Raw genomic sequence first — 12,288 nt, forward strand, 5'->3', positions numbered from 1 at the left:
TCCCCCGCCCCGCCCGCACCCCGCCCGATAGCCTCTCCCCATGAGCAGGCCAGCCACCTTCGTCCCACCCCCCGGTGCCCGTGCGTACTCCCTGCGCACCGCGCGCGGTGAATTCGCCGTCGTCGACGCGCCCGTGGCCGACGGGGTCGAGCCGAAGGGCGTCGCACTGCTGCTGCCGGGGTTCACCGGGAGCAAGGAGGACTTCAATCCGCTGCATGTGCCGCTGGCCGAGCGCGGATACCGGACCGTGGCCGTGGACGGCCGCGGGCAGTACGAGTCGGACGGGCCCGAACACGATGAATCCGCCTACGCGCAGGAGGAGTTGGCGCGGGACGTGCTGGCGCAGGCGGCGGCGATCGGGACGCCGGTGCATCTGCTGGGGCACTCGCTCGGCGGGCAGATCTCCCGTGCGGCCGTGCTGATCGACCGCTCCCCCTTCCGCTCTCTCACCCTGATGGCCTCGGGCCCGGCGCAGATCTCGCCCTCCCAGCAGCAGCGCGTGAAGCTGCTGCGGGATGCGCTCGGTGTGATGACGATGGCCGAGGTGTGGGACGCGATGCAGGCGATGGAGCCGCCGGAGGAGACCGACACGGGCAAGCTGGACGGCGGCCTGGTCGGCCGGGACGATCTGCGGCGCCGCTGGCTGGGCAACAAGCCCGCCCAACTGCTCGCCACGGGACGTCAGTTGTGCACCGAGCCGGACCGTGTCGCCGAACTGGCCGCCGTACCAATGCCGTTCCACGTGCTGTCGGGCTCGCTGGACGACACCTGGCCGCTGCCGCTGCTCGACGAGATGGCGGTGCGGCTGGGGGGCAAGCGGTCCGTCATCGACGGGGCCGAGCACTCGCCCAACACGGACCGCCCGCTCGCCACGGCCCGCGCGATCGCCGACTTCTGGGACGACACCCCCGCGCGGAACTAGTACGCGAAACCAGTACGAGGAACCAGTACGCGGAACTAGTACAGCGCCTGCAGATGCTCCCAGAAGCCGTCCCTGAGGGCGCGGCGCAGGTCCGCCTGGCCGCGTAGGGAGTACTGGAGCAGGCCCTCCGCCTCGACCAGCAGGTCCTGGTCGACGGAGCCGGGCAGGTAGGGGTGGCCGGGGAGCAGCTCGACCAGGGCCTCACGGCCGCGCGCGGACAGCCACTTCGCGGCGATCTGGGCGCCGACGAAGCGGACGTCCTCACGGGTGGGCCGGGTGCCGGTGACGGCCTCGTAGGCGGCGGCCGTGCGGCGGGAGACGTACGGCTTGAAGAACTCCAGGTCGAGGGTGCGCTGGCTGTCGACCTCCCAGAGCAGCGGCTCGGCCTGGTTGCGGCCCTCGGGTGCCTCGATGCCCCACAGGTGGACGCGGGCGCCGTAGCCCTGGGCCGCCTCCACCGCCGAGACCAGGTCCTCGTCGCCGCCGAGGAGGGCCGCGTCGCTGATCGCGCGGTGGCGGGCCAGGGACTCCAGGTCCGACCGGATCAGCGAATCGACGCCCTTCTGCTGGTTGTTGGCGTTGAGGTTGCCGAGGCGGACCTTGACGTCGGGCAGTTCGGCGATGGACTGCTGCTCGGCGGTGTGGATGCGGCGCCGGGCGCCGTCGTACCAGTAGACGCGCAGCAGCCGGCTGTCGGCGAAGATCGTGCGGGCCTTGTCGATGAGCGCGTCGATCAGGCCCTCGGCGTCGAGGTCGAAGGCCCGGCGGTCCTCGGTTCCGGCGACCAGTCGGCCCGCCGCCGCATACAGATAGCCCGCGTCGACGAAGATCGCGTGGGTCGAGGGCGTCTTCGCCACCTCGGCGAGCATGCGCTGCAGCAGCTCGTTGGTGTGGTCGATGCGGGCGGCGAGGGCCGCCAGGTCGTCGTTCATCGCTTCCATTGTCCCGGCGGTCACGCTGCGAACACAACCGATCCCGGCCAGTCCCGCGGACAGCGCTTACCGGTCAGTAGTTAGACGTTCGAAAAATTTCTTTAGCGTAGGGAATGTTTGTAACACGCAGCCCGTTGACTACCTACGACAGCACGACACACCAGTAGTTCTCCTCAGGAGGATGACCAGACGAAGGGAGAAGCCATGCGCTTCGAAATCATGCGACTCGACGAGGTCAACGGCACCACCGTGGACAGCACCGTCGTGGACGCCGCCTCCGTCAACCGGATCGTTCAGCAGGCCGCCGCCGTCGGACAGCGCCTGTGGATCCGCCCGGCCGAGACCCCGGCCTCGTAACGCGGACCGCCACTCAAGCTTTCCGGGGGAGCCGAGCCCACGTCTCAGCTCCCCCGGATCACCTGAGTGACACCGTTGATGATCTGCTGCACCGCGATCGCGGAGAGCATCATGCCCGCGAGCCGCGTCACGAGGACCACGCCGCCGTCCTTGATGACCCGGATGATCAGCAGCGAGTAACGCATCACCAGCCACAGCACGACATGGATCGCGAGGATCGCGGTCCACACCGAGACCTGCGTGGCCACACTGTCGGCCTTCTGCACGGCCAGGATCACGGACACGATGGCACCGGGCCCCGCCAGCAGCGGCATGCCCAGCGGTACGAGGGCGACGTTCACGTCCTTGGTCTGCTTGGGCTCATCGGTCTTGCCGGTGAGCAGGTCGAGCGCGATCAGCAGAAGCAGCAGACCGCCCGCGATCATCAGCGCGGGGACGGAGACGTGCAGATAGTTCAGGATCTGGTGGCCCAGGAGGCCGAACGTGGCGATGACCCCGCCCGCCACACAGACGGCCTGGAAGGCCATCCGCTTCTGCACCTTGGCGGGGCGCCCCGCGGTCAGCGCGAGGAAGATCGGGGTGATCCCGGGGGGATCCATGATGACAAAAAGGGTCAGGAACAGGGAGCCGAAGACGGCGACGTCGAACATGGGGAAGTACAAGCCTTGCGGAGAGAAGAGAAACGGGCTGGGCGGGTGATCTGAGCGTCAGATCCCGCCGGTCCCCGGGACGGGAAACGCGCCGGTAGCCCGGCGAATGATCTCCCCGTACACCTCGGGGTCCGTCGTGTACTCACCGAGCGACACGGTCTTGCGGCTGCCGTGGTAGTCCGAGGACCCGGTGACCAGCAGCCCCAGCTCCTTCGCGAGGCCCCGCAGCCGTTCCCGGGCGTCGACCTCATGGTCCATGTGGTCGACCTCGATGCCGTCCAGACCGGCCGCGGCCATCTCGGCGATCGCGGACTCCGGCACCGTGCGGCCGCGCTTGGCGGCGGCCGGGTGCGCGAAGACGGCCACGCCGCCCGCGCCCTTGATCAGCCGGATCGCCTCGAAGGGGTCGGTCTCGTGCTTCTCCACGAAGGCCCGCCCGCCGTCGGCCAGCCACTCCTCGGTGAACGCGTCACTCACCGTGGGCACCACGCCCAGCTCGACGAGCGCGGTCGCGACATGCGGACGCCCCACGGAACCGCCGGCGGCGATCCGCTCGACCTGCTCCCAGCTGACCGGCACACCCAGCGCGTTCAGCTTGGCGACCATGCCCTGGGCCCGCGGCACCCGGTCGTCCCGGACCAGCTCCCGCTCGGCGAGCAGAGCGGGCTCCTCGGGGTCGAAGAGGTAGGCCAGCATGTGCATGGAGATGCCGTCGATACGACAGGACAGCTCGGCCCCGGTGACCAGGGTGAGCCCCTCGGGCACCGCGGCGATCGCCTCGGCGTACCCACGAGTGGTGTCATGGTCGGTCAGCGCGACGACGTCCAGCCCGGCGGCAGCGGCATTACGCACCAGCTCAGCCGGGGTGTCCGTACCGTCAGAGGCCGTGGAGTGACAGTGCAGATCGATACGCACGACACAATCTCCAGGCGGTGACGAGACGGAAGGGGACACCTAAGGATAGCGGTGTTTCAAGCCCCGCCTGTCACACCCGAACCCATGAAGCACCCCCTACCGAAGCCACCCCAGGGGCGCGGGGAACTGCGCGACCAGCCCACGACAACCCACACCCGCCACCGAACAGCACCCCCACCCCAGTAGGCGCTACGGCTGAAGCAAGCGCGGCGACAACGCTCCGCAGGGCACCAGATCCAGCTCCGCCCCCGCATCCCGCAGATCCGTCAGCACCAGCTCGTCGTACATGAGCAGCCCGGACTTCTCGGGCCACAGCACCGCCCACAGCCACATCCCAAGCGCCTCACCGGCGAAGACGGCACGGTCATCGGGGGCGCGATAGACGTGCCAGAGCGGGGTCGGGCGGCCGCCGGCCAGGACCTTGGCCTGGGGTGGCTTCTCGACGTTCATGAACGCCCCGGGGTCGGGACCGTCGATACCCGCGTACCGCGCGCCGAGGCCGACGCCGAGCTCCTCGGCGACGAGGATCAGCTCACCCATGCCGCCGAGCGGTCCGGGGCCGGAGCAGGCCACCGCGGTGGCACGGCCGCCGCCGCGGTCGTCCCCCGCGTAGGCCACGCCGGTGAACAGCCACCCGACCGGCAGCGGCCACGGCATCCACACCGGGACCTGCGCGCGGTGCACCACGACACCGAGGGCCTCGACGCTGGGCGGGATCACGGGCTGCAGCGGATACACCGTCCCGTGCACATCACACTGCCAGGAATCGGCGAAGAGTCCGGGAGCCCTGACCCGGCCACCACACTTCGGGCAACTGGGTTCGCCCCTCATAGGGCTCCACGGTCCTACCCGGACCGGCCCACGTCAAGGACGATCACCCGTCCGGGGGGAACGCATGTCCCCACCCCACCAGGGAAAACTAGATGCATCTTGCATTAATTAGCGCGGCCGACTTGATATGTGCATACACCAACCACCTGCTCGCAGGGACGAGAGCACCGAAGAGCGAGGAGCCGGAGACGGCGCACGCCACCGAGGACGGTGTCACCGTCTTTGCCAACTGGCCGAATCCCGCCTTGTGTTGGTGAGATCGGTCACTGCCGGATCAGTCGAGCGGGACGGACCTGCGGGCGGGGTCCCTCAGGTCCGTGCCGTTCGCGAGCCAGCGCTCCTGAAGGGCCTGGGCACCGTGCACCCGCTTCCAGGCGGCCTCGTTCGGGGTCATCGGCAGCAGCGGCAGGAACCGTACGGGATCCATCGGGTCATCCAGCTCCAGATCCTCGACGAGCCCGCCGGGTTCGCCCACCAGGACCGAGGTGAAGGGGGCGCCGGGCCACAGCGGATCGCCCACGTCCAGGGAGGCGCCGGGGGCCACGACCACACCCTCCACCTGCGGGGACGCGGCGAGCGCGGCGAGCGGACGGAGCACCTTGTCGGTCTCCGCGAGGCCCGCGCGGACCGAGAGGACCAACTCGGCGCGGGGGCCCTTGACGGGGTCGGCGAGCATCGCCGTGGGGTCCGTCATGGGGTGCGCGGACATGCCCAGGGAGGCGTAACGGACCACGTCCCCCTCCCGGAAACGGAGCACCTCGATGCGGTCCGTACCGAGGAAGGTGACCGCGGCGCGCGCGTCCGGTTCGCCCAGCGCGGTCGCCAACCGGGCCTCGACCAGAGGAAGAACATCAACCATGCGGTGAGCATAGAACTCGTCAGTAGCGGGCAAAGCGGCGACTTGACACTGAGGGCTGCTGCTACGCTGAGCCGGTGGTTCGGGGCAGCACGCAGAAGCGTCGCTATCAAGTCCCGACGCCGATGAGACTCCCTTACGAGGGACCGGCCGGAGGAGGTGGGGCTGTCATGGATCGAAGTCGACCTGGTAGTACCACTCGCTCTTCCGGCTGCTGATCCAGTTCCCGGCTGGCTGCCGCCTTCCTGTTCGCGTCTTCGTTCGGAAGAGCACTTCGTTTCGCTTTGCCTGATCTGCCTGATCTGTCTGACCTGAATCAGTTCTGCATCAGTAGCGAAGTCGCCACCGCAACGGTGCGGTGCTCCCCGCTTTGTGGACGTGCCAAACATGTGTAGTCAGGACGTCCCCATTCCGGGTAGTTCCACCCGATGCCGTGCGCTTTCGCTGCCCGCCTGCGAAGGAGCCTGCCCATGTCGATGATCCGCGACCTGCGCGCCGTGGTCCGTCCGTCGTCCCGTGTCTCGCTGCGCAAGCAGACGAGCACGAGCGCGTCGTACGACACCACGCGCGACCCCGGCACCCCGTCGGCCGTCGTCGACTGCGCGGTCTACCGCGACGGCGCCCGTGTGCAGAGCGCCAAGCCGCTGACGCCGCAGGAGGCGATGCGGCTGGTGCGTCGCGACGGCGGGTTCGTGTGGATCGGCCTGCACGAGCCGACCGAGGCGGAATTCGCCGGTATCGCGAGCGAGTTCGGGCTCCACCCGCTGGCCGTCGAGGACGCGGTCCAGGCGCACCAGCGGCCCAAGCTGGAGCGGTACGACGACTCGCTGTTCACCGTGTTCAAGACCATCCACTACGTCGAGCACGACCAACTCACCGCCAACAGTGAAGTGGTCGAGACCGGCGAGGTCATGTGCTTCACCGGCCGGGACTTCTTCATCACCGTCCGGCACGGCGGGCAGGGCTCGCTCAGGGCGCTGCGGCACCGCCTGCAGGACGACCCGGAACTGCTGGCCAAGGGCCCCTCCGCCGTGCTGCACGCCATCGCGGACCACGTCGTGGACGGGTACATCGCGGTCGCCGACGCGGTGCAGGACGACATCGACGAGGTGGAGACCGAGGTCTTCTCGCCCGGCCGCCGGGGCGGGGTCTCGCGTGGTGTGGACTCGGCGCGGATCTACCAACTCAAGCGTGAGGTCCTGGAGTTCAAGCGGGCGGTGGCTCCGCTGCTGCGGCCGATGCAACTGCTGAGCGAGCGGCCGATGCGGCTGGTCGACCCGGACATCCAGAAGTACTTCCGGGACGTCGCCGACCACCTCGCCCGGGTCCAGGAGCAGGTGCTGGGCTTCGACGAACTCCTCAACTCCATCCTCCAGGCCAACCTCGCGCAGGCGTCCGTCGCGCAGAACGAGGACATGCGGAAGATCACCGCATGGGCCGCGATCATCGCCGTACCGACGATGGTGTGCGGGGTGTACGGCATGAACTTCAAGTACATGCCCGAGCTGCACTGGAAGTACGGCTACCCGGTGATCATGGGGATCACGGTCGCGCTGTGTCTCGGCATCCACCGCACGCTGAAGCGCAACGGCTGGCTGTGAGCGGGCTGGATAGGCTGGGCACATGACAAGCGAGCTGCTCGACCTGGCCCTCATCGAGGAGGCCAGCAAGAAGTCCGGCCTCATCTGGGTCAAGGGCGCCGACGCCCCGGCCGCGCGTGCGCTGTGGCACGTGTGGCACGAGGGTGCGGTGTGCCTGGTCGGCGACGGGCCCGGAGAGCAGCCGCTGCCCGGTCTCACCGACGGCGGCTCGGCCGAGGTGACCGTGCGCAGCAAGGACAAGGGGGGCCGGCTGGTGAGCTGGCCGGCGACCGTGTCCGAGCTGGCCGCCGGCTCGCCGGAGTGGGAGGCGACGGTGGCCGAGCTGAAGGGGAAGCGGCTGAACGCCCCCGACGGCGAGGAGATGCCGGGCCGCTGGGCGCGCGAGTGCCGGGTGCTCCGCCTGGTGCCGACGGGGTCTGTTGCGACGTTGCCTTCCGACAGCCTGGCGTCACGTCCCCTGCCGTCCCCGGCGACGACGCGTCAGCCGATCCCGGCGGGGCTGCCGAAGCTGCTGGCCAAGCGCCGGAAGAAGTAACGGCCGGGGCCGAGCAGGGTTCGGCCCCGGCGGAAACGTACATCGGGGCCGATCACCGCCGCGGCGGGTTCGGGTGACCTACGACGTCGGCAGCTGCTTGCCGTAGTCCACCGTCTCCGACTTCGCGGGCTCGGTCACGGTGAAGTCCTTGCCCCAGTCCGAGAAGCGGAGCGTTCCTGCGCTGCCGGCCCGGACCAGGCGCAGGGGATACGGCTGGCCCTGGAGGGAGACGTCAAGGGTGCCGCCGGAGCCGGCGTCGCCGGTGATGCGGATCGTGCGGGTGCCGGACTGGTCGTGGTGGCCGTCCGTCGCCAGCTTGCCGTGCAGGGTCAGCAGACCGTCGAGGAGGACAGCCTTGTCCGTGAAACCGCTGAACTTCTTGTACGCGGGATCGCCCTGCGGCACCTTGACGTACTTGCCGTCGAGCTTGCCGGCCGTCCCGGCGTCCCCGCCGTGGCTCCAGAAGTCCGCGTCGGCCTTCAGATACAGCTGCTCGCCGACCCGCAGCAGCCCGAACGTCGCCCCCTCGGACGTGACCGAGCCGGTGCCGCCGTCGGCCTTCAGCCGCATGTCCAGCTTGTACGTACGGCCGCTGGTGACCACGGTCCCGGACAGCCGTAGCGCGGGCGCCGCGTCCGCCGCGGCCCGCGTCTTCGCCTGGATCCGGTCGGGGGCGAGCTTGCCGACCCCGTTGGTCCCCGCGTCCGGGTCCTCGCTGCTGCACCCCGTCAGCACCATCGCCCCCGTCACGGCCAGTGCGCATGCCGCGCTCAGCAGCGCGGTCCGGCGGGTACGGCCCTGGGGAATCGCAGTCACAGGTGACGCTGCCTTTCTGACGAGTCCTGAGCGGAGTACCGCAGCGTACCGGGGGCCCGCCCGCCCGGCGGAGCCAGTCCGTCCGGACCGCCCACCAGGGCGTATCCGATCGGTACGGGCTAGCCTGAAGCGCACGCGAGCGGGCAGAAAACAGCAATTCCCACGCAATGCGATCAAAGGAAGCACAGCCATGGCAGCCGGCGCCCCCCGGATCTTCGTCTCGCACCTCGCCGGGGTCCCCGTCTTCGATCCGACCGGCGACCAGGTGGGTCGCGTACGCGAACTGGTCGTCATGCTGCGCGTCGGGCGACGCCCCCCGCGCGTCCTCGGGCTGGTGGTCGAACTGTCCACCCGGCGCCGTATCTTCCTGCCCATGACCCGGGTGACCGGCATCGAGTCCGGGCAGGTCATCACCACCGGCGTGCTCAACGTGCGCCGCTTCGAGCAGCGGCCCACCGAGCGGCTGGTCTTCGGGGAGCTGCTGGACCGGCGGGTGAAGCTGGTGGAGACCGGCGAGGAGGTCACCGTCCTCGACGTGTCCGTGCAGCAACTGCCCGCCCGCCGGGACTGGGAGGTCGACCGCGTCTTCGTCCGCAAGGGGAAGAAAGGCGGCGCCTTCCGGCGGGCCAAGGGCGAGACGCTGACCGTGGAGTGGTCGGCCGTCACCGGCTTCTCGCTGGAGGAGCACGGGCAGGGCGCCGAGAGCCTGCTCGCCACCTTCGAGCAGCTGCGCCCCGCCGACCTCGCCAACGTCCTGCACCACCTCTCCGCCAAGCGGCGCGCCGAGGTCGCCGCCGCCCTGGACGACGACCGCCTCGCCGACGTCCTGGAGGAGCTGCCCGAGGACGACCAGATCGAGATCCTCGGCAAGTTGAAGGAGGAGCGCGCGGCCGACGTCCTGGAGGCCATGGACCCCGACGACGCCGCCGACCTGCTCTCCGAACTCCCGGAGGAGGACAAGGAGCGGCTGCTGAGCCTGATGGAGCCCGCCGACGCGGCCGAGATGCGGCGCCTGATGTCGTACGAGGAGCACACCGCGGGGGGTCTGATGACCACCGAGCCGATCGTGCTGCGGCCGGACGCCACCGTCGCCGACGCGCTCGCCCGGGTCCGCAACCCCGACCTCTCCCCCGCCCTCGCCGCCCAGGTCTACGTCTGCCGACCGCCCGACGAGACCCCGACCGGCAAGTACCTGGGCACCGTCCACTTCCAGCGCCTGCTGCGGGACCCCCCGTACACCCTGGTCAGCTCACTCGTCGACGACGACCTGCAGCCCCTGGATCCCGACGCCCCGCTACCCGTCGTCGCCGGGTTCTTCGCCACGTACGACATGGTCGCCGCGCCCGTCGTGGACGAGTCCGGTTCGCTGCTCGGGGCGGTGACCGTGGACGACGTACTCGACCACATGCTGCCCGAGGACTGGCGGGAGACGGAGTTCCATCTGAACGAGGAGAACGGGGCGGCGGCGAACGGGGCGGAGAGCGAGGGGGCGAGTGCACATGGCTCCTGAGCGCGAGAGCACCCGTGAGCGCACCCCGGTGGGCGCCACGGCCGCCACCCGGCCCCGCACGCCCCGCCTGGACCAGCCGCGCCCGCCGCGGCGCCGGTTCCTGCCCGAGTGGGACCCGGAGGCCTTCGGCCGGCTGTCGGAGAAGATCGCCCGCTTCCTGGGCACGGGACGCTTCATCGTCTGGATGACGGTCGTCATCATCCTGTGGGTGGTGTGGAACATCTTCGCGCCGGCCGTCCTGCGCTTCGACAACTACCCGTTCATCTTCCTGACCCTGATGCTGTCCCTGCAGGCCTCCTACGCGGCCCCGCTGATCCTGCTCGCACAGAACAGGCAGGACGACCGCGACCGGGTCAACCTCGAACAGGACCGCAAGCAGAACGAGCGGTCCATCGCGGACACCGAGTACCTGACCCGGGAGCTCGCCGCGCTGCGCCTGGGCCTGGGCGAGGTCGCCACCCGCGACTGGATCCGCTCCGAGCTGCAGGACGTGGTCAAGGAGCTGGAGGAGCGACGGCGCCACGACGGCCATGTCGTATTCCCGGCGGAACGGGCAGAACGGTCGCCGGGACGTGACGCAGACGACCGCTGAGGGGCTACCCGCAGGCCCCTCGGCGCGCCGTACCATCGTCCTTATGGCTACGGAAGACGCGGTGCGCGAGGCACTGGCGACGGTGAACGACCCCGAGATCAACCGACCCATCACCGAACTGGGGATGGTCAAATCGGTGGAGATCGGGGAGGACGGCGCGGTCGCGGTCACCGTGTACCTGACGGTCTCCGGCTGCCCCATGCGCGAGACGATCACCCAGCGCGTCACCGAGGCGGTCTCCCGGGTCGAGGGCGTCACCCGGGTCGACGTCACGCTGGACGTGATGAGCGACGAGCAGCGCAAGGAGCTGGCGGCGGCCCTGCGCGGCGGCCAGGCCGAGCGCGAGGTCCCCTTCGCCAAGCCGGGCAACCTGACCCGCGTGTACGCGGTCGCCTCCGGCAAGGGCGGCGTCGGGAAGTCCTCGGTGACGGTGAACCTGGCGGCGGCGATGGCGGCCGACGGCCTCAAGGTGGGCGTCGTCGACGCCGACATCTACGGCCACTCGGTGCCGCGCATGCTGGGCGTGGACGGCCGTCCGACCCAGGTCGAGAACATGATCATGCCGCCGTCCGCGAACGGCGTGAAGGTCATCTCCATCGGCATGTTCACCCCGGGCAACGCCCCCGTCGTCTGGCGCGGCCCGATGCTGCACAGGGCTTTGCAGCAGTTCCTGGCGGACGTGTACTGGGGCGACCTGGACGTCCTGCTCCTGGACCTGCCGCCCGGCACCGGTGACATCGCGATCTCCGTCGCCCAGCTCGTCCCGAACGCCGAGATCCTGGTCGTGACGACGCCGCAGCAGGCCGCCGCCGAGGTGGCCGAGCGGGCCGGCGCCATCGCCGTCCAGACCCACCAGAAGATCGTCGGCGTGGTCGAGAACATGTCCGGCCTGCCCTGCCCGCACTGCGGCGAGATGGTCGACGTCTTCGGCACGGGCGGCGGCCAGATGGTCGCCGACGGCCTGACCCGCACGACGGGCGCGACGGTCCCGGTCCTCGGCAACATCCCCATCGACGTCCGCCTCCGCGAGGGCGGCGACGAGGGCAAGCCGGTGGTCCTGACGGACCCGGAGTCTCCGGCGGGGTCGGCGCTGCGGGGTATCGCGGGGAAGCTGGGCGGTCGGCAGCGGGGGCTTTCGGGGCTGTCGCTGGGGATCACGCCGAGGAACAAGTTCTGAGGCTGCTGAGGCTTCTACAGTCTCTGCGCCAGGGGGCGCCGTCTTTCACCGACGGCGCCCCTCGCCGTATGCCCTTCGCTGATGGCGGTCAGTCGTCGCCCTCGTGCTCGCGCCCCGGACACAGGTCCAGCGTGGTGCACAGCTGGAGCACCTGGTAGGCGCCGTCGTCGGGTTCCGCACCCTGTCCGCCCTGGGCATGCGGCGAGAACCGCCATTGCGAGGCCTTGGTGTGCCGTGTGGCGTCCACCTTCTCCACCTGAGCGTGGAGCGTGCGGGTTCTGGCGTCGTTCGTCTCCACGAGCACCTCGTCGGGGGCGAGCGGGAAATGATCGTGCAACAGGCACAGACCGAAGCGGTTCAGGTTCCCGTGTCTGGCCAGCACCGCCACGAGGTCCCGGACGAACTCCGCGTCCTGGGGGCCCAGAGCCTCGGCTTCCTCGAAGCGGGGAAGCGACGTTCTCGGAGCGGAAACGTTTATGTCGGCCATAATTCCTCCGTCAAGCAGTTGACGGTGATCGGATTCCATTATCAGCCACTGACTGTTTTCCTGCAATTCCGGAGACTGGGGCGAAGGAGTGGGTTGTTCGGACCCCT

Annotated in this window: 14 protein-coding genes; 7 read left to right on the forward strand and 7 right to left on the reverse strand. The window is 69.8% G+C overall.

What is annotated here, in order from left to right:
• Positions 1 to 40: 40 nt before the first annotated feature.
• Entirely contained in the window at positions 41 to 922 is an 882-nt protein-coding gene (locus tag BEK98_RS04595) for an alpha/beta fold hydrolase (RefSeq protein WP_094215080.1), read from the forward strand.
• A gap of 35 nt (positions 923 to 957) precedes the next feature.
• Here the strand turns inward: BEK98_RS04595 and BEK98_RS04600 are convergent, their stop codons facing one another.
• Positions 958 to 1,854 (reverse strand): NYN domain-containing protein, encoded by an 897-nt coding sequence (locus tag BEK98_RS04600; RefSeq protein WP_167444088.1) that lies wholly within the window; start codon positions 1,852 to 1,854, stop codon positions 958 to 960.
• A 204-nt stretch (positions 1,855 to 2,058) separates the two neighbouring features.
• Between BEK98_RS04600 and BEK98_RS48880 the strand changes: the two genes are divergently transcribed.
• Positions 2,059 to 2,211, forward strand: coding sequence for a hypothetical protein (locus BEK98_RS48880; RefSeq protein ID WP_094215082.1), 153 nt, complete (start codon positions 2,059 to 2,061; stop codon positions 2,209 to 2,211).
• 44 nt (positions 2,212 to 2,255) lie between these two features.
• On the opposite strand, the gene BEK98_RS04610 is transcribed toward BEK98_RS48880, so the two are convergent.
• From BEK98_RS04610 to BEK98_RS04625, 4 genes are all read right to left on the reverse strand, one after another.
• Positions 2,256 to 2,861, reverse strand: coding sequence for a MarC family protein (locus tag BEK98_RS04610; protein ID WP_094215083.1), 606 nt, complete (start codon positions 2,859 to 2,861; stop codon positions 2,256 to 2,258).
• A 57-nt stretch (positions 2,862 to 2,918) separates the two neighbouring features.
• Positions 2,919 to 3,776 carry a PHP domain-containing protein gene (locus BEK98_RS04615; RefSeq protein ID WP_094215084.1) on the reverse strand — a complete coding sequence of 286 codons (858 nt, stop codon included), beginning with the start codon at positions 3,774 to 3,776 and terminating at the stop codon, positions 2,919 to 2,921.
• A 189-nt stretch (positions 3,777 to 3,965) separates the two neighbouring features.
• Positions 3,966 to 4,607: a DUF6758 family protein gene (locus BEK98_RS04620; RefSeq protein WP_094215085.1), complete on the reverse strand. Its 642-nt coding sequence runs from the start codon at positions 4,605 to 4,607 to the stop codon at positions 3,966 to 3,968.
• A gap of 274 nt (positions 4,608 to 4,881) precedes the next feature.
• Positions 4,882 to 5,466, reverse strand: coding sequence for a suppressor of fused domain protein (locus BEK98_RS04625; protein WP_094215086.1), 585 nt, complete (start codon positions 5,464 to 5,466; stop codon positions 4,882 to 4,884).
• Positions 5,467 to 5,933: 467 nt separating this feature from the next.
• Between BEK98_RS04625 and BEK98_RS04630 the strand changes: the two genes are divergently transcribed.
• Entirely contained in the window at positions 5,934 to 7,064 is a 1,131-nt protein-coding gene (locus tag BEK98_RS04630) for a magnesium and cobalt transport protein CorA (protein WP_094215087.1), read from the forward strand.
• A 22-nt stretch (positions 7,065 to 7,086) separates the two neighbouring features.
• Positions 7,087 to 7,599 (forward strand): hypothetical protein, encoded by a 513-nt coding sequence (locus BEK98_RS04635; RefSeq protein ID WP_094215088.1) that lies wholly within the window; start codon positions 7,087 to 7,089, stop codon positions 7,597 to 7,599.
• Positions 7,600 to 7,677: 78 nt separating this feature from the next.
• Here the strand turns inward: BEK98_RS04635 and BEK98_RS04640 are convergent, their stop codons facing one another.
• Positions 7,678 to 8,415, reverse strand: a complete 738-nt coding sequence (locus tag BEK98_RS04640) for a hypothetical protein (RefSeq protein WP_208643005.1) — start codon at positions 8,413 to 8,415, stop codon at positions 7,678 to 7,680.
• Between the two features lie 190 nt (positions 8,416 to 8,605).
• Here BEK98_RS04640 and BEK98_RS04645 point away from each other — a divergent pair, with 190 nt between their 5' ends.
• From BEK98_RS04645 to BEK98_RS04655, 3 genes are read left to right on the forward strand one after another with little or no spacing between them, the layout of a single operon-like run.
• On the forward strand, positions 8,606 to 9,925 hold the full coding sequence (locus BEK98_RS04645) for a magnesium transporter MgtE N-terminal domain-containing protein (RefSeq protein ID WP_094215089.1): 1,320 nt from the start codon (positions 8,606 to 8,608) through the stop codon (positions 9,923 to 9,925).
• Positions 9,915 to 10,517, forward strand: coding sequence for a DUF1003 domain-containing protein (locus BEK98_RS04650; RefSeq protein ID WP_094215090.1), 603 nt, complete (start codon positions 9,915 to 9,917; stop codon positions 10,515 to 10,517). Before BEK98_RS04645 ends, BEK98_RS04650 begins: the two co-directional genes overlap by 11 nt.
• A 43-nt stretch (positions 10,518 to 10,560) precedes the next feature.
• A complete protein-coding gene (locus BEK98_RS04655; protein WP_094215091.1) occupies positions 10,561 to 11,694 on the forward strand; it encodes an Mrp/NBP35 family ATP-binding protein in 1,134 nt (377 codons plus the stop codon).
• 88 nt (positions 11,695 to 11,782) lie between these two features.
• Here BEK98_RS04655 and BEK98_RS04660 read toward each other — a convergent pair whose 3' ends face one another.
• Positions 11,783 to 12,181, reverse strand: coding sequence for a hypothetical protein (locus tag BEK98_RS04660; protein ID WP_094215092.1), 399 nt, complete (start codon positions 12,179 to 12,181; stop codon positions 11,783 to 11,785).
• Between the last annotated feature and the right edge of the window lie 107 nt (positions 12,182 to 12,288).

Source organism: Streptomyces diastatochromogenes, from assembly GCF_002242805.1.
In the GTDB taxonomy this organism is placed as follows: Bacteria; Actinomycetota; Actinomycetes; order Streptomycetales; family Streptomycetaceae; genus Streptomyces; species Streptomyces diastatochromogenes.

What these genes read in the sequence shown, in the direction of transcription:
- BEK98_RS04595 (WP_094215080.1), top strand. Translation starts at nt 41, where the DNA reads ATGAGCAGGCCAGCCACCTTCGTCCCACCCCCCGGTGCCCGTGCGTAC.
- BEK98_RS04600 (WP_167444088.1), bottom strand. Translation starts at nt 1,854, where the DNA reads ATGAACGACGACCTGGCGGCCCTCGCCGCCCGCATCGACCACACCAAC.
- BEK98_RS48880 (WP_094215082.1), top strand. Translation starts at nt 2,059, where the DNA reads ATGCGCTTCGAAATCATGCGACTCGACGAGGTCAACGGCACCACCGTG.
- BEK98_RS04610 (WP_094215083.1), bottom strand. Translation starts at nt 2,861, where the DNA reads ATGTTCGACGTCGCCGTCTTCGGCTCCCTGTTCCTGACCCTTTTTGTC.
- BEK98_RS04620 (WP_094215085.1), bottom strand. Translation starts at nt 4,607, where the DNA reads ATGAGGGGCGAACCCAGTTGCCCGAAGTGTGGTGGCCGGGTCAGGGCT.
- BEK98_RS04625 (WP_094215086.1), bottom strand. Translation starts at nt 5,466, where the DNA reads ATGGTTGATGTTCTTCCTCTGGTCGAGGCCCGGTTGGCGACCGCGCTG.
- BEK98_RS04630 (WP_094215087.1), top strand. Translation starts at nt 5,934, where the DNA reads ATGTCGATGATCCGCGACCTGCGCGCCGTGGTCCGTCCGTCGTCCCGT.
- BEK98_RS04635 (WP_094215088.1), top strand. Translation starts at nt 7,087, where the DNA reads ATGACAAGCGAGCTGCTCGACCTGGCCCTCATCGAGGAGGCCAGCAAG.
- BEK98_RS04645 (WP_094215089.1), top strand. Translation starts at nt 8,606, where the DNA reads ATGGCAGCCGGCGCCCCCCGGATCTTCGTCTCGCACCTCGCCGGGGTC.
- BEK98_RS04650 (WP_094215090.1), top strand. Translation starts at nt 9,915, where the DNA reads ATGGCTCCTGAGCGCGAGAGCACCCGTGAGCGCACCCCGGTGGGCGCC.
- BEK98_RS04655 (WP_094215091.1), top strand. Translation starts at nt 10,561, where the DNA reads ATGGCTACGGAAGACGCGGTGCGCGAGGCACTGGCGACGGTGAACGAC.
- BEK98_RS04660 (WP_094215092.1), bottom strand. Translation starts at nt 12,181, where the DNA reads ATGGCCGACATAAACGTTTCCGCTCCGAGAACGTCGCTTCCCCGCTTC.